The organism is Candidatus Gracilibacteria bacterium, assembly GCA_041660965.1.
In the GTDB taxonomy this organism is placed as follows: domain Bacteria; phylum Patescibacteriota; class Gracilibacteria; order BD1-5; family JAGOOR01; genus JAGOOR01.
This window is the reverse complement of sequence record JBAZVH010000002.1, coordinates 132,669-150,298: the sequence shown is the minus strand read 5'-3', so window position 1 is coordinate 150,298 and position 17,630 is coordinate 132,669. Positions and strand designations below refer to the sequence as shown.

The window sequence follows — 17,630 nt, the reverse complement described above, 5'->3', positions numbered from 1 at the left end:
AAATTGGATTTTCTAATTTTTTTCATGCTATGTCTCTGGAAAAATGAGGTCCAGTAATTAATGATTCTTTTTTGAATTCTAATAGTAAAAACAGTATATTGTTTCGTCAAAATAGAATTAAAGGATTTATACAAAATATTCTTAATTCACGAAAGCGTCGAGATGAAGAACACGTTCAAGATTTGAAAGATGCTATTGTAAAAGAATTTTCTGGACTAGGGTCACAAAAATATTTCTTTAGATCTGCTAATTCAGGATTGTGGAATTCCGAGAAGTTTTTTATAGAAAAATATTTCTGTCAACCTGGTAAATTATTGGACATAGGCTGTGGAACAGGTAGAACCTCGCTACCTCTTTCGGAAAGATGATTTCAAGTAACTGGTATAGATTTTTCAACAGAAATGATAAATGCCGCTAGGAGGATTGCTATAGAAAAATGTATTAACATCACATATATGGATTGAGATGCTGCAAGATTAGATTTTCCTGAAAATTCCCTTGATTATGTCTTTTTTTCTAATCAAGGTTGGGCACAAAATCCAAGTAAAGAATTACGAATGGATATATTAAGAGAAGTACGAAGAGTATTAAGAGATAAGGGGATTTTCATATTCACAACGCATGAGCGTAAATTTTATTCCTCAAGAATGCTCTTCTGGATATATATGTGGATTAAATTATTTATAATCAAACCAACCTGATTCGAGGTACGAGAAATTGACTATTGAGATTTATTTTTCAAAAGGATAGTTGATTCTGAAATGTGATTATTAGCTTCTGAACAATTCATGCACATACCAACTATTAAAGAAGTGAAAGATATGATTAAAAAATCTGGACTTACTGTCTTAGAAATCAATAATAATCATATTTCCGAAACAGATTCCCGAGATACGCCACCTGTTTTCTATGTTTGTAAGAAATAACTAATAATTTTTATTATGAGAATCATAGATTGCCAAACAAATATCGGAATCTCTCCTCATGGCCCAATTTGAGATTTAGCATATTATATAAAAATGGCAGTCCAAATGGGTGTAACAGATGCTTTATTGTTTCCCACTCCAACATTTGCAAGAGGATCTTGCACTAAAGCATTATGGAAAGTATGAAATGATAGAGAGATAAAATTTATAGATGCAGGAAAAAATGGACAGGAGGAAGAATCTGATAGAAATCCTTACTTTGCAGATAACCTAGAAATCATCGCAACTGCTAGTGACGTGAATAATAAAGGAGAAGGAATTATTTTTTACCCTGTTTGGAAAATTCATCCAGCTTTAGATAACTCCGAGGACGTTGATAGATTACTTGCGGCGCGTAGAGTTTATGCTCTTAAGGTGCATTGAATTGCAACGGCAACTTATCCAGAAAAACTGCCTAATTGGCTCCCTCGGTTGGCACTAAAACATAACCTACCTATTGTTTTTCATACAGATTTTTTCAGATGAACACCTCAAACATACTTAGAGTATCTGTATCAAAAAAATAATCCGCTTGATTATGTTAAATGGGGCAATAAGAATAAAGTAAAAACAGTTATCAATCATGGTGCGAGACTAGATAGAAAAGCGGTAAATCAAATTAAACAATCTGACAATACAATGATTGTATATGGACCAGACTGTCATATCGAAAGTACTGGACGTACTTCGGTGAAAACAACTGACTACACCACAGATTTGTTTCGTATGACGCCAGCAGAAAAGGTAATGTTTAGTAGTGACTACCCTTGGAATAGAGATAATATCGCAGATGAGAATACTGAGAGATGGGATTCAGTAAAGAGAGTTAAATGATTATTGTCTCAGAGGGATTCTGAAAAAGTACTTTTCGAAAATGCAGCAGATTTTTTCAGAATTGATAAATAATTATTTTTATGCGTAAATGGCTTTCCTACGAGGGTTAATATCCTTGATCCTCAACCATTACGTACACTAAAACCATATTTATGACCCGCCAGAATCAAAATCGGTATCCCAACCCTCTTCCGAGACTGTCAATATGTATTGTTTGAATTCCTCCATGAATCCCTATAATTTTTTCTGCATTTTAGTTCTAAAATGTTATTTCCTAATATATTGTATTATGAATGATATGACTCTTTTCCTCGCCCAAATTCTTGGGCCCACATTTCTCGTAATCGGTATTGGTATCCTCCTGAATTCACAGTTCTATCTCAAAGCGTTTAAGAGTTTAGAAAATGAACCACTGAGCATCGTCGTCGCCAGCATGGGGATGATCGCAGTAGGCGTGGTGCTCATGATGAAACATTTTCTCTGGGATTCATTGGCAGAGGTCATCGTCAGTCTTCTCGGACTTGGAACCCTTCTCAAAGGAATACTGCTCGGTATGTTCCCAAAGATGATGCTCAATATGAGTAAAAAAGTGCTATCTCCCACGTATCTCACTTTTGCCGGGTATGTCTGAATCGTTCTAGGATGATACCTGGTCTGGATAGGATTTTTAGTTGTATAAATTCCGGATAAGATATTGAGGTTTCTTCGACTTCGATAAAAATGCTTTATCGTAGCTTTAAAATTGAAATAAAAAAATATTTCTTGCGTATTAGAGAATGCTGATACAGTCAGTATAAATTTTCCATTTTTATCCATCATCATACCTTTTAATATATCCACATTATATTAAAAATACAAATATTAAATATATTTTTACGGATTGTCAAAATCATAACTTTTTTGATTTTTTCAAGAAAGAACTATACTTTCTCTCATGACCCTCCACCCTCTCATCGTGCATTTCCCTGTGGCTCTCCTCACGCTCTATGTGATGATGGAAGTCCTGATGCAATTTATGTTTAAGAAGAATCCAACGGCACATATCATAAAAAGACTCCTCCTCTATGTTGGTACTATTTTTATCTTTTTCTCGCTCGCAACTGGTGAAAACGCCGTCTTTGTGACAGACTTTGCAGACGGGCCATCGACACTTGGTCTTCACGCTGAATTCGCTGAGATGTGCCGCAATATCTTTATCATCATCTCAATTATTTATCTCGCAGGCGAACCAATCCTTCTGAAAATGCAAAAATTTATCAATTTCAAACTCCTCCAAAAACTCGCCTCTCTCAGTGCTCTCCTCCAGAAATATCGCATCACCCTCTTCCTCGCCCTGATAGGATTTTTCGTGCTCTCGGCGGTAGGTGCTCTCGGCGGCGCTATCACTCGAGGCACAGACCATGATCCTCTTGCAAAAATAATTCTTCAAATCGGGGACAAAACTGGTTTCAATTCTGAAAATTAATCCTTCTTTTTTATCTTTTCTCTCTTCTCTATGAAAAAAAAATACCTCATAATTCTGATTCTCGCGCTCATCGCTCTCGGTAATGCTATTTATCTCAGCTCAAAGGCGTACCAACTCCTGCATCCAGTACCAGGCGTCATCGTCTCAAGTGGTTGTGATATCAATGCTACCATTTCTTGTACGAGCGTTATCGTCCATCCAGATACGATGATAGCCGGTATCCCCTTCCCCTACCTCGCACTGATTGTCTATCCGATTATTATCCTCCTCACACTCTGGGGACTCGCTATCGGTACCAATAAACCAGCGAAAATCATTAACTGGGTTGCTCTCTGAGGTATGCTCTTCAATGGCTACATCATCTCTCAAGAAGTCCTCTATATCCATGCCTATTGTCTCCTCTGTCTCATCTGCGCCGCAATAATTGTCACCATCTTTGGGATTACGTGGACGATGAGAAAAAGTAGCTAGACCTTGATTTAAGTAAAAAATCCGTAGCATGATGCTACGGATTCAAAAACTAAAACGAGATAGGAAAAATTACTTTTTCTTTAACGGACTCGTTTTTGCTTTCACCCATTCCACACGGTTTGGGTGTTTTTTTGCCCATTCAATAGTCCTGATTCTTCAGGATTCTGAATCGAGCGGTAAGACTTTGCGCATAAAAAGCGAAAGTTAGGAAATAGAGGTTTTACCCCCAATTATTACAACTGCAATAATCACTCTCATTATATGAAAATCGTGAAAAAAGTAAAGCGTTTTTTGGCTTAAATAAGCGGAAAAATGCCTATTTTTTCCCCTATGTTTTTCAGAAGAAAAATTGATTTTTTCACATATCCTAGTAGAATGCCTTAAGGCATTCTACTAGGATATGGTAGTTGGGTTTTTGTGCCCTAGAATATTTACTCTCATAATCAACCCCAATAAACTTTCGCATAGAAACAAGAGGATTATACTTTTGATCTTATTTTATAATTTACTCTATGAACTCTTTCCTTAGAAATCTTCTCGGTCTGGCCATCATCATCACACTCGGTGGTGGACTATTCCTCGGATACAAGTTTACTCAGAGCTATGATCGTGTCAGTTCTCCCACAAATTTCAGAAGCTTTGTCGTACAGGGAGATGGTAAAGCAGTCGGTGTGCCAGATATTGCAGGATTTTCATTTGAAGTTATCACCGAGGGTGGGGTCGATGTCGCAGCTCTTCAATCTCAAAATGCGGATAAGATGAACGCGGCAATTGCTTTCGTCACGAAGCAAGGAGTCGATAAAAAAGATATCGCAACCTCTCAGTATACTATCCTTCCTCGATATGAGACACCAAATTGTGTGTATGGCTCTGGAAAAGTCTGTCCTCCTGCGACTATCGTCGGCTACACCGTGCAACAATCTGTGCATGTGAAAATACGAGATTTTAAACTTATCAGCCCTCTCCTCACTGGAGTGGTCACCAGTGGAGCAAATTCTGTCTCAAATATTCAGTTCGCTATCGATGATAGCACCAAGATAGAAAATACTGCTCGTGCAGAAGCAATTCATAAAGCACAAGAGAAGGCACAAAGTGTCGCTGATGCAGCAGGATTTACGCTCGGTCGGCTCCTCGAAATCAGTGAAAATAATGCTATGCCATACTACAATCAACCGATGTTATCGAAAGGTATGATGGATAGCGTATCTTCATCTACTGCTCCAACTATCGAGCCAGGATCACAAGAGGTCACTATCAATGTAACGCTTAAGTATGAGATAAACTAAGGTATTCTATTCATTAATTCATTTAATCGAGCTGTTGTCTCAATATACTGGCTCTTGTTGTGCTTCCCGAGCCAACACCTTCAGGTGTTATCATTATTCTTGCTAATTCCATTCCAAGAGCGAAAGCAATATCTTGGGGATCTGAAGATTTTATAGCTTCCTCTCTCCGAACTACACAATGTGGTGCAGTATCGATACAATGATTTGTTCAGGCAGTGATGTCGGGGTCCTCATATCATAGACAGGACCTCAAAAAATTATTAGACATATAGAATGTATCTTAATTATTTTATAATATTGTCAATTATTGTTCACAAGATATTGACAACATAGAATTTTGACTATATTTATTATTATAATCAATTTATTATGCCGTGAGAACACCCTGTTGATAAGGTTGATACGTTAATTGCACATCTTCGTGAAGAATGTCCTGCCTGCCAATATAATGCAGCATTAATAGCTGCGGTTGTTGTGAGTACCTTTAGACATCTTGTATGAGAAGCTTGATTGAAGGGCATGTCATTTGATGATATGCAAAGCCGTATAGCACTCGCTCTTGCGTGACCTGAGATTACAGAACCAGATGCTCCTGCTTCTACGCCATGACGTACACGAAGACACGATGAACCTGTGGATCTAGATAAAGATTTCCATTAAAAAATAATTATTGCACAGACTTTTTGCTTGGTGCAGAATAGGTTTTACTATGCTGCTCAATTCTTGATTTCCTCTACCACTGCTGGATCAAGAAGCGTTGAAATATCGCCGAGATTTTCAGTATCCCCTTCTGCGATTTTGCGCAGGATTCGGCGCATGATTTTGCCACTACGAGTTTTGGGGAGCCCAGAGACTATCTGAATTTTATCAGGTTTCGCAATCGGTCCGATACCTTTTGTGATTTCAGCCGTGATTTCTTTCTTAAGCATTTCAGAATCTTTTTCAGTGTTCGTCGTGATGACATAGGCATAAATGCCTTGTCATTTAATATCATGTAGATACCCGACAACCGCTGATTCGACGACATCAGGATGCATATTGATAGCACTCTCTACTTCAGCAGTTCCGATACGGTGACCGCTTATATTCATCACATCATCGACTCGCCCTGTGATACGATAATATCCGTCAGCATCTCGTAGACATCCATCACCTGTGAAATAGAGTCCAGGATACGTCGAGAAGTACGTACTCTTACAATATTTATGGTCTCCATAGATTGTACGAATAATCCCAGGCCATGGAAAGCGAATACAGAGATTCCCTGAGACATTATCCCCAACTATTTCCTTTCCTTGTTCATCGATGAGAAGGGGTTGAATACCAGGCAACGGAAGTGTCGCAAAGCTGGGCTTCGTCGGAGTGATACCTGCCAATGGCGAGATAAGTATTCCACCTGTTTCTGTCTGCCACCACGTATCCACGATAGGGCACCGTTTTTTACCAATATTCTCGTTATACCAGTGCCATGCTTTTTCATTAATGGGCTCTCACACACTTCCGAGGACTCGCAGAGAATCCAGCTTGTAGGGTGTCACGAAATCCAAACCAAATGCTTCGAGGGCTCGAATCGCTGTCGGTGCGGTGTAGAAAATATTCACATGATACTTATCAATGATTTGCCAAAATCTCCCAGCATCTGGATAGGTCGGAATACCCTCAAAAAGCACAGACGTCGCACCCGATAAGAGTGGTCCATAGACGATGTACGAATGCCCCGTTATCCAGCCAATATCCGCTGTGCACCAATAGACCTCTCATGAATTATATTGAAACACATTTTCGAAACTGTACTGAGCGTAGACCATATAGCCACCACACGTATGGACGACTCCTTTTGGCTTACCAGTGGAACCAGAGGTATAGAGGATAAAGAGAGGGTCTTCTGCTTGCATCGATTCTGCAGAACAGATTGAAGATGCTTCTTGCATGACTTCGCCCCATCGCACATCTCGTCCTGACTGAAAATCATAAGGCACCTTCGTATGTTCAAAAACAATCACCGTTTCGACAGACGGGCATATCTGAAGTGCCTCATCAACCGTTGCTTTCATAGGGATAACTTTAGCTCCTCGAAAAGCCCCATCCGTTGTGATCACGAGTTTACAGCTAGCATCCTGAATCCTATCCGAGAGCGCCTGCGCAGAAAATCCCCCAAAAACCACCGAATGAATCGCCCCCACTCGAGCACACGCAAGCATCGCAACAACAGACTCGAGAATCATCGGCATAGAGATACATACCCTATCCCCTTTTGTTACTCAGTATTTCTTAAGAACATTGGAAAACTTACAAACTTCATCGAAGAGTTCTTGATAGGTGATTTTTTTTGCAATATCTGTCGGTGTATTTGGCTCCCAATAAAATGCGATATCATTCGCCTTCTCTGGCAAATGCCTATCGAGGCAGTTTTCGGTAATATTTAATTCTCCTCACTCGAACCAGCGAATATTTGGTCCAGAGAAATCCCACTGAAGAATACTGTGCCATAGTTTTTTCCAGACGAATTCTCTCGCTTGTTTATCCCAAAAATCTTCGGGATGTTCAATGCTAAATTTGTAATCTGCGTGATATTGCTCAAGAGTGGTAATACGAGTCATGAGGGAAGTATAAGTTTCCTGGTAAAAAAGCAACGGTTGTTTTTTAGAGGGAGTTCTTATACTTCATATAATTAATACCTATATTTTATGAATGATACCGTCGTCATAGACGCAAATGGAAATGTCCTTACCGCAGGCGATACAGTGATTTCCACTCAAAATCTGATGGCTGGGAAAATGAAAATCCAGAAAGGCACCAAAGTAAAAAATATCCGGCTTACCGATGACCCGGAAGTCATCGAAGGAAAAATCGACGGATCTATGATGGTACTCAAGACCTGTTTTTTCAAGAAAGTGAATTAATAAAAAATCCTTCCTTATCCTATGCCTTAACTTCTATTTCTATCTCTCACTTCTATTTCTATCTTTCCCCCTTATGTTCTACCCTCTCCTCAACTTGGTAGCGTATATCGTCATGATAGTAGTCAATACTCTCGCGATTATCATACCACTCGGTGGTATGACAACAGGAGAACTCTCAGATAAATATGATAGTCTCTTTACTCCGATAGCATTTACTTTCTCTATCTGGAGCATTATTTACACACTTCTTCTGATATTTGTGATTGTCGGGATTATCAACCTCATTCGTGGAAAAAATAAGAAAAATACCCTGACAAACCAGAGAATCAATTGGCTCTTTGGACTCACCTGTCTCTTCAATGGTGGATGGATGCTCGCATGGCAGTATCAATATGTCGGACTCTCTGTCATTATCATGCTCGGATTCCTCGTCACATTGATTCGTCTCTATACGGAAATCAGAAAAAACACCAACCATCTCAATGCAGCTGATACCTACATCACACTCCCCACCTTCTCTATCTACCTCGGCTGGATATCAGTCGCGACGATTGCAAATATCTCAGCATGGCTGATTAGTGTTCAATGGGGTGCCTGGGGAATATCACCGGTTACCTGGACGATTATTATGATTATCATAGCGACGCTTCTTGGACTGATAATGCTCGCAAAAAACCGAGATGTATTTTTTACTCTCGTTATTCTCTGGGCCCTCTACGGTATTATGTCAAAAAGAATCTCAGTGGATCCAGTTGTATTTGCGAGCATTATCACCACCACACAGGTTTGTATGGCATTCCTTGTAGGAGCTATGACCGGGAAATTTTTTATAAGAAAATAGTTATAAAAAAGAGTGTTGAGGTAAAAATTATTTGAGTGATGCCCCCTTGATAAAGGGGGGTAGGGGGGATTTTACACAATAGAAAAAGTCATAGTAACAGTCATAGGTAGGATTTTGTGTTTTTATAATCCCCAAATTTCATTCCAATATTCCACCCCCCTTTATCAAGGGGCATATTACAATGAGCTGAAATGACGGGAAGAAGATTTGAAACGCGCAAAAACGACGTAATTCAAATGCAAATCGAGTACCAGAGTGAGGCGTACTGCGAGTACGGTGAACGAGGAACGGAGATTGAAGTTTGAAGGACGAGTTTTTCCGCGTTTTTCTTAAGCTATAATCTCAAATCCATCATCACCGACTATCCCGCAGTGTTCTTCTTGGACGCCGATACCACCATCATCCATACAGATAGCAAATTTCCCTGTATCAAATATTTTTCTCGTTGAAAATCCTACAATCGGTTCGATGGCGACATACATTCCTTTTTTGAGGATATCCCCTTTCCCCTGCTTTCCATAATTGTAGATATCGGGCTTTTCATGGATCTTCGTTCCGAGCCCATGTCCTGTGAGTTCTCGGATAATATGAAATCCCGCTTCTTCGACATATTTTTGGATGACATACCCTATATCCCCTGTTGTATTTCACGAACGAGCTTGTGCGAGTCATAATCGAAGTGCCTCACGAGCTGCATTGATACACTTCTGATGTCTTGAGTCACTTGGTTTACCAAGAATAAGAGTCGTCGCTGCGTCCGTGAGATATCATTGATAACGAATACCATAGTCGACCTTGAGTACATCACCAGCTTCAAACGGGATATCCATAGGGACGCCATGGACCACCACATCGTTGACTGAGAGGATAATATTGGCCGGATAGCCATATTGTCCGAGAAATGCTGATTCCACTCAGTGTATTTTTTGTGCTTTTTTTATCCATTCTTCCACTTGAATTCCAGTATGTCCTGGGACAAGTAATCCACTCCTCATGAGTCCATCAATAATCTCACAATGAATCTTCCCCGCATCACGGAGAATCTTCAGAGTTTTAGCATCTTGGACTATCATAGGTAAAGTATACTCCTTTTACCGACAGGTGCCAACTTTTTTTAGAATATCAGCCAAGAAACTAGTCCGATCACAAGTCCTAAGAATATCACAATACGTAGTACTCGCACACTCAGGACAAAGAGTCCATGGTTCGCACGAAAGGAGAGCACCCACAGAAATGCACCGAAGAGAACAGAGAAGAGGACAATTGACCAAAGCAATAAAATAGGACCGAGCCAATGCACAAACCCGAGAATCAAAAGCGAGAAAAATGTCGCAATAAGTGCGCCAGAGATAGAACTAGAGAGATGATTATTGAGCTGTGTACGAATCAGCCAAGATCCAAAGAAAACACCGATACTTCCGAGAATAACACCTACCTGAAGAATATCTTTTGCGAGAAATGTCAGAACAGTTTGGAAAGTATTATCAGTGACACGGAGTACCATCACGAGGATACTGAAAAGAAACCCAAGCACTATACAAGAAAGTAATGTTACAAAAAATGTTTTTGCCTTTCCTCCAATATTTGAGAGTGAGAGAAATGCAATGATACCTATTACAGTGCCTATGATAGCACTCCAAAAAAGAGAAAATTGATATGATGCGAGCCAAAAGATAGCACCTCCTACTACGAGAGCAATAAGCGTTTTGAGAAATACCTTTCCCCATATGGCTGTCTCATTATTTCTATCAGCAAAAAAGACAAAGAGAGCGCTAAATATACCAATGATAACTAAACTGAGAAATGAGAGAAATACCCATTCAGCACGTATCGCGTCAACATAAAGAGCGAGAACACCCGTATCAGAGAAGAGTTTTTCTAAAAAAGAGGGGGATACGACAGTCTCTCCATCCCCTACTGGCACTTCTGGTTCAGTAGTTGGAGGAGGCAAAGTGTCTCCATCTTCTGGAAGAGGAGCTCCTTTTTCTACTTGCCCTTCAAAAAATACGTGCCCGTCTGATGCAAATGCCCGCTCTCCTTTGACGGCAAATCCTTCTGTAGGAATGCCTCGTAAGAGATGACCATTATAAAATACCTTCTGAGCATCCACAGCATATGGCCCAGATTCCAGGACTTCAAATGTCGCCGAATCAGCATCAATCTTTTTTGCATCATAATAAACACTGCCCGAATCAACACCATACATACCCGTCAAGAGTTTAAATGTCTCTGGATCGGCTCCTGCTATGACACCATATGGCCCATATACTTTCTTCTCATCCCTCGCATAGCCATAGCGTCCAGAAATCACAGAAAAACTCGCTACGTCTACGTTCTCGATAATGGTGTTGCGATAATATATATGATTCTTATCTTGAGCAAATCTTCCCTGAATAACCTTAAATGTCTCACGGTCAGCATCTCGTATGAGTATCCAGGCACTGCGTGTTATATTGATTGCATAGGCATTTTTCTCGTCTGCTGCATAGTAGTCGCCCAAGATAATGAGTCATGGAATAGGTTTTTTGGTAGTATTTGTTGGTGGTGCTGATACTGGAGTTTTACTGGGCGGGAGCGTCGTGGAAGTACCAGCGGCAAATAGAATCCCCGTAGAGATAAGAGCTAAACAGAGAAGAGAGCCAATACTTTTTTTCATATAACAAAATTACTAAAAATATGTATACCTATACAATATATGGAAATACAGTAAATGTCAAAGTTTTTTTATCGGAAAATACCGAAAGAGATTATAATCGTAGATATGACTCTCATACAAAAACTCAAGCATGGTATCGGGCTCAGAAATCCAGCCCGTGTCGCCTATCACTATCTCCGTGGTCGTATAGCTTTTGCACTCTCAGGAAATCCAGCAAAAGATATGTATATCATAGGCGTTACTGGGACAAAGGGAAAAACTACGACTTCGACACTGATAGCACGAGCACTCGAAGAATCAGGGAGAAAAACCGCACTTCTCAGCACAGCACAGATATGGATAGCGGGCGAAAAGAGAGAAAACCAATCCAAGATGACAATGGATAATCCTTTTGATATGTGGAAAACTCTCGAAAAAGCGCGAGCAAAAGGTGTGACACATCTTGTGCTTGAGACCAGTAGTCATGGGATTTATTATTTCCGAAATTTTGGTATCCGGTATAACGCCGTTGTTCTCACAAATATTTCTCAAGATCATCTCGATCTCCATGGAACTATGGATGAGTATGCGAGGACTAAGGCAAGGATTTTCCAAAAAGAACCAGGGAAGATATGTGTCCTGCCAAAAGATTGTGAATATTTTTCGCTCTTTCAGAACGCTGCTCGTGCAGGAGGAGATGGTAGAAATATCATCACCTATAGTATGAAGGAACCTGCCGACTACCAGCTCAGGGCATTGCGAAATACCGAAAAAGGAATGGATATCGATATCAAATGACCTGACGAAGAAGCGCTAATTCAAGCACAACTCAAAGGGGTTTTTAATGCAGAAAATATTTTGGCGGCCTATACTCTCCTTCGCTCTATCGGGGTAGCCAATGCTCACATCATCCATGCGTGGGCTGATTTTACGGGTGTTCCAGGACGACTCGAACCAGTTCCAAATGCTCTCTGACTCACGATACTCATTGACTATGCTCATACTGAGGCCAGTTTACGAAGTGTCCTCCAGACACTTCAAACAGATGGGAGAATGATTCTCATCTTTGGAGCAACGGGTGATAGAGACACCTCAAAACGTCCAAAAATGGGAGCTGTAGCCCATGAATTGGCTGATACTATTATTCTGACTGATGATGATACGTATTCAGAATCATCCGAGCGAATCATCTCGATGCTCCGAGAAGGCATACCGCGCTCCATCGGTGATACATTTCAGATTATCCCCGATAGAAGAGATGCTATTTATTGGGCACTTCAACATGCCGAACCAGGTGATACCGTCCTCGTGGCTGGTAAGGGATGTGAGACAGTGCAGGTCACTAATCAAGGTCCTATTCCGTGGAGTGATAGAGGAATCGTTGAAGAGTTTCTGGGTACTCAATAAAAATATATTATACATAAAATATTTGACTTTATAAATCGGCGCATAGAATGCTTCGAATACTTTTTTATGAGTCTCGAAAAATCCGATAGCGCACAAATAACCAGGTCGAGAAATGCCTTTCTTGGGCGACTTAGTACATCTCTCATTTTAGCGACTGCCTTCTTGGCCACAGGATGTATGCAGATGTCTTCAAAACCATCTCCAGGAAAAAGATGAAAACCAACACCAACCCTCGTAACAAATGATAATGTAGATGATAATGTAGATATAGACGATCCTCTCTATGCAGCATTGGTCTGATTAGCTGTGGAAGTCCAGATGAGTCTGAGATGCGACAAAAAGAGATGGGCACTTCAATATATTTGGGAAGCTCTGTCTGAACGTCTCAATGAACAAGGACATACTACTCCAGTCTCATCAGTATCTATTATCACACCCCAACCAACTCCACGAGGGTATGCATGCGTTATTGTCGAGATTGGAAAATACCAACTACAACTCTTTGCTCCTAGTGGAGAAGAGGCATATAGTATGATCAAGGTGATGCAAGATGCCTATATTGATGATTTTTCTTATAGACTCAAGATGACACTTGGTGATGCTCATGCAACACAAAAACAATTGGAAACATTTGTCGCTGGGGAAAGAGATAATCCTAAAAAACACGGTTTAAAAGTAAAAATTATTGCCGATACTCAAAACCCAGAAAATGCCTGGACATTGGAGTTTATACCAATTATATAAACCTGGGAATATCTCAATAACCTATCAATTCTTGTTGGATTATCTATTCTGAGGATGAAGACTGTATAGTGTGGTATATGAGTCTCCCGGCACGTACTGTAGAAGTTCAGTCAAAAATCAGTGCCTCTTTCCTGTTTTCTAAAATATGTGACACGGATGTATGTGCTGTTATAATTACATCTGCTGCATGATCACGATTGAGCCCAAATAAAGGAATATTATATCTCATATGGAGTCGTCCAGTAACTTCTGGACGCAAAGCAATTTGACTAAGGATACGAAGGGCTGGTTTTTCTATATTATCAATTCCTCAGTGTCACCCAAGAGAATTTTTCCTCAGAGTATGAAATTTAGCAATTGATGTTCGTATCGTTCATATTGGTCCTATATTTCTCTGATGCATGGTTCATATAAAAATCCTCGAATCATCTGGGAGACGTTTATCTACTCTTCTTCTAGCCACCTGGGCAATACGAAAGAGAGGATGCATGAAACTGAGACCAGTTGTTTTTAATACAAGATCTATAGCTTCTCGGGATACTTTTTCTGACATTCATCCTGATGTCTTCATACTTAGCTTTCCTCCTCATCTTAGTGTCGCCATATTTCTGACAACTCCTAGATCTAGTTTTCTCAGAGACATCCCATCAAAACCAATAAGTGATTCTATTCGCATAACCACTCAACCTGATACTATATTTATTTTTGTAACACAGTCCAAAACTGGTCCACCAATTGGAACATCTTGACCATCCAATTGTAAACATAGGACTTTTATCCTCAATCCTGACTCCTGCACTTGTATCTGTGATTCATTCATAAATATATTCTAACAAAATTATTATAGATTATTTTTATAAAAGGCAATATCTCAATATAAAATATAAATCCCCCATTTCTGGGGGATTTCTTAAGAATGCTCAATGATGAATTACTCAGCTGCAGGAGTTTCGACTACTGGAACTTCTGCAATCACTTCGTCTACTTCTTCTGTTTTAGCTTTTTTAGTCTTCGATTCTGTCTTCGACCCTGAGACTCAGACCTCCGAATGGGAGCTTGTCGAAGAGGGAGCTTTTTTTGTTTTCTTCTCGACCTCACCTTCGATATCGAGGTCAGCTTCTTTTGAAGGATCTACTTTGGCAGCTTGACCACCGGCGATAGATGTCTCAGATCCAGCTGGAGCTGGCTCAAGTGCCTTGATAGAGAGACCGATACGACGTTCATTCACATCGAGAGTAATAATCTTCGCTCGAATTGTCTTACCGACCTGGACGACATCTTCTACATTCTTTATAGGAGTGTGAGAAATCTCAGAGAGATGGATAAGTCCATTGATACCACCATTGAGTTCTACGAAGACGCCAAATTTTGATATTTTGAGAACAGGAACTTCGATAATATCGTTGAGCTTGTAGACGCTCGCAAGTTCTGCCCATGGATTTGGCTTGAGACGCTTGATAGAGAGAGATATTTTCTCAGGATCCAGACCAATAATTTCGACATTTACCTTATCACCGATCTTAGCATACTTACCCGGATTTGCGACATGACCCCAATCCATTTCAGAGACATGAACGAGACCTTCAAGACCATCAAAAGTAACGAAAATACCGTAAGAAAGAATACCAGAAACAACTCATTCCACACGATCACCGATTTTGAGATTTTTGAGAGCACTTTCACGAGCACCATCATTGGTTGCTCTTTCAGAGAAAATAATCTTTTTCCCATCATCTTGGACATTGAGTACTCGGACTTCGAGTGGTTTACCGATAAGTGCCTTCAGGTGTCCGAGAATTCGCTCTGGATCAGCATTTTCCACACGTGGATAATGAATAGGCGAAAGCTGAGATACAGGAATAAATCCTTTCATACCATCGAGATCGATCAAGAGACCACCTTTGTTTGCTTCGGTAGGGATGACAGACATCGTGAGTCCTTTTTCTTTGTTCTCAAGGAGCTTGCTCATCAGTGTCGTCTGACTTGCCTTACGAAGTGAGAAGATAAGAAGTCCTGACTCTGGATCTTGTCCACGGTACATAGCTGCTACTTCATCTCCTACCTTGAGAGTACGGACATCCATAACCGATGAGAGAAGATCGGCACCAGAGATGATGCCCGTGAATTGGTTTTTTACATCGACGAGGAAGAGTTTTCTTCCGATAAATACGATCGTACATTTGACGATCTCACCTTTTTTAAGGGGTGCTACTTTTGGCTCTTGTGCCAAGAGGGTTAAAAAATCTGACATAGCCGAAAGGGGGTTAAGAAATAAGTGAAGATGCTTTAGATGTTAGTCATTAGATGTTAGTCGTTAGGCCTGGATAAGTCTAAATACTCACTACTTAATACTCACTACTAATTGTCTTCTTTTGGCTTCCTTGTGAGAAATAAAAGCGACAAAACATACCAAGGTATATGATCTGTAGCGTTCTAAATACTAAAGTCTAACGACTTAGTACTCTGGAATATGGGGCGAACGACGGGGATTGAACCCGCGACAACTAGATTCACAGTCTAGGGCTCTACCAACTGAGCTACGTCCGCCACAAAAAATAGCACCAATTTTGGAAAACGAGGTTAGTATAATGGAAATAAGAGAAATGCAAGAAAATATGCAGCCAGTTTATGGGTTCAAATAAGTGCGTAAGTATGTGGGTACTTAGGTGCTTAAGTTTACTAGGTTTCTTAAGTTTAGGTTGTTCGAACCAATAATTCCTTCATTGTGTACTTTGTCAGCCGCGGCGGATGTATTCTGTATTTTTTATCTCTTCACCCCTTTCTTCCACCAGCCATTCTCGATACTCCAGCCATAAAATATATATCCTGCCATCATGATAGCCATGGCGAAAATCATCGAAATACTGAGTGACCAATTATAGAGCGTGTGAAGAGAAATCGCGGAGAGAATGCCCACCGTCATCCCCAGCCATACCGGACGAATCGTAAAAAGGCACCAAAATCAGAAAAATCCCACAAAGATATGCATAGGCACAGAAAAAAGTGTCCGACCGATAAATTGTGAGACTGTAAAATCATGTGTAAAATAGGCGATATTTTCGATAAATCAAAATCCGATAGCCACAAAAGGGCTCATCACTGCTGGGTAGATATACACAAGTGATTGGAACCACTTCCCTAGTTCCTCATAAAAAGGTGTCTGGAGTGTCTCCGAGAAAAAAGGTGCATTATTGTTTAATACTCCAACATAAAAAGCTACCCAAAGAAGTATGGAGAAGACGAAAGGTATCAGCGAAAGAGATCACCATCGGCGCCAAATAATCGGCAACGCTCCGAGAAAAAAAATGCACGGAATGAGGAACCATTGATTATACCCGAGGATATCTGAAAAATATGTATTTATGACGAGGAGCACTCCAGCGATACCTATGCCTCTTAAAAGTGCCGATCGAGCACGTGCAAAAAAATCCCGCTGAGCGCCAAGTGACATAAAATAGGTCAAGAGGTACATCCAGAGAAAGAGCGAAAATCACACAGAGAGTATGATAAAAAGAAAAGACATGGGTGATTATTTTTTATGCTGATCTCTCTTTTCAAACACAATATTATACTTTCAAACGGAGAACTTTTTCTCGAGTACACGGTTAACCTTGTACCAACCGAGGATAATCCATGACCCCAATACGAGGAGGAAAAATCACACAATAAACCCGAGAATAGCAGGATTAAAAAGAATCGCTATACCGAGGACCAAACAGACAGTTCAGAAGAGAATCATAAAGAAATTATTATGTTTCCATTATAGCTATTTTCTATTTTGCACAAGAGAAATCCCCCATTTCTGAGGGATATATGTGAGATGCTAAAAATGAACATAATGATAGCTACGAGAGCTCATCAGTGAGTTCGCGATACTTGGAACAAATAATCGCTTTCTCACGGGTCTTGCGTTTAGTATCTTGTTTAAAATTATATCGAGTCGCACGAAGTGTATTGATCATTCGTGATCCGAAGAGAAGTTTCTTGAATCGTACCAGCATTTTGTCGCTGGATTCTCCTTCTTTTTTTGTAGCGTAAAAACGAGCCATAGTAAGGGGGGAAATGTAAAGATAAGCGGA

General features: G+C 40.2%; 20 protein-coding genes and 1 tRNA gene. 11 read left to right on the top strand and 10 right to left on the bottom strand.

Annotated elements, in window-relative coordinates:
• Positions 1-29 precede the first annotated feature (29 nt).
• The 6 genes from WC753_04110 to WC753_04085 all read left to right on the top strand — a co-directional run bounded on the left by WC753_04110 (position 30) and on the right by WC753_04085 (position 5,021).
• Entirely contained in the window at positions 30-926 is an 897-nt protein-coding gene (locus WC753_04110; GenBank protein ID MFA6080631.1) for a class I SAM-dependent methyltransferase, read from the top strand.
• Positions 927-941: 15 nt separating this feature from the next.
• Entirely contained in the window at positions 942-1,871 is a 930-nt protein-coding gene (locus WC753_04105) for an amidohydrolase family protein (protein MFA6080630.1), read from the top strand.
• Between the two features lie 226 nt (positions 1,872-2,097).
• Positions 2,098-2,478, top strand: a complete 381-nt coding sequence (locus WC753_04100; protein ID MFA6080629.1) for a hypothetical protein — start codon at positions 2,098-2,100, stop codon at positions 2,476-2,478.
• Between the two features lie 255 nt (positions 2,479-2,733).
• Positions 2,734-3,264, top strand: coding sequence for a hypothetical protein (locus WC753_04095; GenBank protein MFA6080628.1), 531 nt, complete (start codon positions 2,734-2,736; stop codon positions 3,262-3,264).
• A 30-nt stretch (positions 3,265-3,294) separates the two neighbouring features.
• The gene (locus tag WC753_04090) at positions 3,295-3,735 is read left to right on the top strand and encodes a vitamin K epoxide reductase family protein (protein MFA6080627.1); all 441 of its coding nucleotides are present in this window, start codon (positions 3,295-3,297) and stop codon (positions 3,733-3,735) included.
• A gap of 512 nt (positions 3,736-4,247) precedes the next feature.
• Positions 4,248-5,021 carry an SIMPL domain-containing protein gene (locus WC753_04085; GenBank protein ID MFA6080626.1) on the top strand — a complete coding sequence of 258 codons (774 nt, stop codon included), beginning with the start codon at positions 4,248-4,250 and terminating at the stop codon, positions 5,019-5,021.
• A 22-nt stretch (positions 5,022-5,043) separates the two neighbouring features.
• Here WC753_04085 and WC753_04080 read toward each other — a convergent pair whose 3' ends face one another.
• On the bottom strand, positions 5,044-5,289 hold the full coding sequence (locus WC753_04080) for a hypothetical protein (protein ID MFA6080625.1): 246 nt from the start codon (positions 5,287-5,289) through the stop codon (positions 5,044-5,046).
• A gap of 101 nt (positions 5,290-5,390) precedes the next feature.
• Between WC753_04080 and WC753_04075 the strand changes: the two genes are divergently transcribed.
• Complete coding sequence (locus tag WC753_04075; protein ID MFA6080624.1) at positions 5,391-5,681, top strand: hypothetical protein; 291 nt, start codon at positions 5,391-5,393, stop codon at positions 5,679-5,681.
• Positions 5,682-5,728: 47 nt separating this feature from the next.
• Here the strand turns inward: WC753_04075 and acs are convergent, their stop codons facing one another.
• Positions 5,729-7,621, bottom strand: coding sequence for an acetate--CoA ligase (gene acs / locus WC753_04070; protein ID MFA6080623.1), 1,893 nt, complete (start codon positions 7,619-7,621; stop codon positions 5,729-5,731).
• 87 nt (positions 7,622-7,708) lie between these two features.
• Here acs and WC753_04065 point away from each other — a divergent pair, with 87 nt between their 5' ends.
• Both WC753_04065 and WC753_04060 read left to right on the top strand, forming a co-directional pair.
• Positions 7,709-7,924, top strand: coding sequence for a PhnA domain-containing protein (locus WC753_04065; GenBank protein MFA6080622.1), 216 nt, complete (start codon positions 7,709-7,711; stop codon positions 7,922-7,924).
• 73 nt (positions 7,925-7,997) lie between these two features.
• The gene (locus tag WC753_04060) at positions 7,998-8,765 is read left to right on the top strand and encodes a hypothetical protein (GenBank protein ID MFA6080621.1); all 768 of its coding nucleotides are present in this window, start codon (positions 7,998-8,000) and stop codon (positions 8,763-8,765) included.
• A gap of 329 nt (positions 8,766-9,094) precedes the next feature.
• On the opposite strand, the gene map is transcribed toward WC753_04060, so the two are convergent.
• Together map and WC753_04050 are read right to left on the bottom strand one after the other, a co-directional pair.
• Positions 9,095-9,838, bottom strand: coding sequence for a type I methionyl aminopeptidase (map, locus tag WC753_04055; protein MFA6080620.1), 744 nt, complete (start codon positions 9,836-9,838; stop codon positions 9,095-9,097).
• Positions 9,839-9,879: 41 nt separating this feature from the next.
• A complete protein-coding gene (locus tag WC753_04050; GenBank protein MFA6080619.1) occupies positions 9,880-11,421 on the bottom strand; it encodes a DKNYY domain-containing protein in 1,542 nt (513 codons plus the stop codon).
• A 105-nt stretch (positions 11,422-11,526) separates the two neighbouring features.
• Here WC753_04050 and WC753_04045 point away from each other — a divergent pair, with 105 nt between their 5' ends.
• Positions 11,527-12,807 (top strand): UDP-N-acetylmuramoyl-L-alanyl-D-glutamate--2,6-diaminopimelate ligase, encoded by a 1,281-nt coding sequence (locus WC753_04045; protein ID MFA6080618.1) that lies wholly within the window; start codon positions 11,527-11,529, stop codon positions 12,805-12,807.
• Between the two features lie 66 nt (positions 12,808-12,873).
• Positions 12,874-13,551, top strand: a complete 678-nt coding sequence (locus WC753_04040; protein ID MFA6080617.1) for a hypothetical protein — start codon at positions 12,874-12,876, stop codon at positions 13,549-13,551.
• 43 nt (positions 13,552-13,594) lie between these two features.
• Here the strand turns inward: WC753_04040 and WC753_04035 are convergent, their stop codons facing one another.
• The 6 genes from WC753_04035 to WC753_04010 all read right to left on the bottom strand — a co-directional run bounded on the left by WC753_04035 (position 13,595) and on the right by WC753_04010 (position 17,600).
• Positions 13,595-14,371 (bottom strand): hypothetical protein, encoded by a 777-nt coding sequence (locus tag WC753_04035; GenBank protein MFA6080616.1) that lies wholly within the window; start codon positions 14,369-14,371, stop codon positions 13,595-13,597.
• A gap of 111 nt (positions 14,372-14,482) precedes the next feature.
• Positions 14,483-15,802 (bottom strand): S1 RNA-binding domain-containing protein, encoded by a 1,320-nt coding sequence (locus WC753_04030; protein MFA6080615.1) that lies wholly within the window; start codon positions 15,800-15,802, stop codon positions 14,483-14,485.
• 220 nt (positions 15,803-16,022) lie between these two features.
• Positions 16,023-16,098, bottom strand: a tRNA-His gene (locus tag WC753_04025).
• 217 nt (positions 16,099-16,315) lie between these two features.
• Entirely contained in the window at positions 16,316-17,074 is a 759-nt protein-coding gene (locus tag WC753_04020; protein ID MFA6080614.1) for a PrsW family glutamic-type intramembrane protease, read from the bottom strand.
• A 6-nt stretch (positions 17,075-17,080) separates the two neighbouring features.
• Complete coding sequence (locus WC753_04015) at positions 17,081-17,290, bottom strand: hypothetical protein (GenBank protein ID MFA6080613.1); 210 nt, start codon at positions 17,288-17,290, stop codon at positions 17,081-17,083.
• Positions 17,291-17,396: 106 nt separating this feature from the next.
• Positions 17,397-17,600, bottom strand: coding sequence for a hypothetical protein (locus tag WC753_04010; protein ID MFA6080612.1), 204 nt, complete (start codon positions 17,598-17,600; stop codon positions 17,397-17,399).
• Between the last annotated feature and the right edge of the window lie 30 nt (positions 17,601-17,630).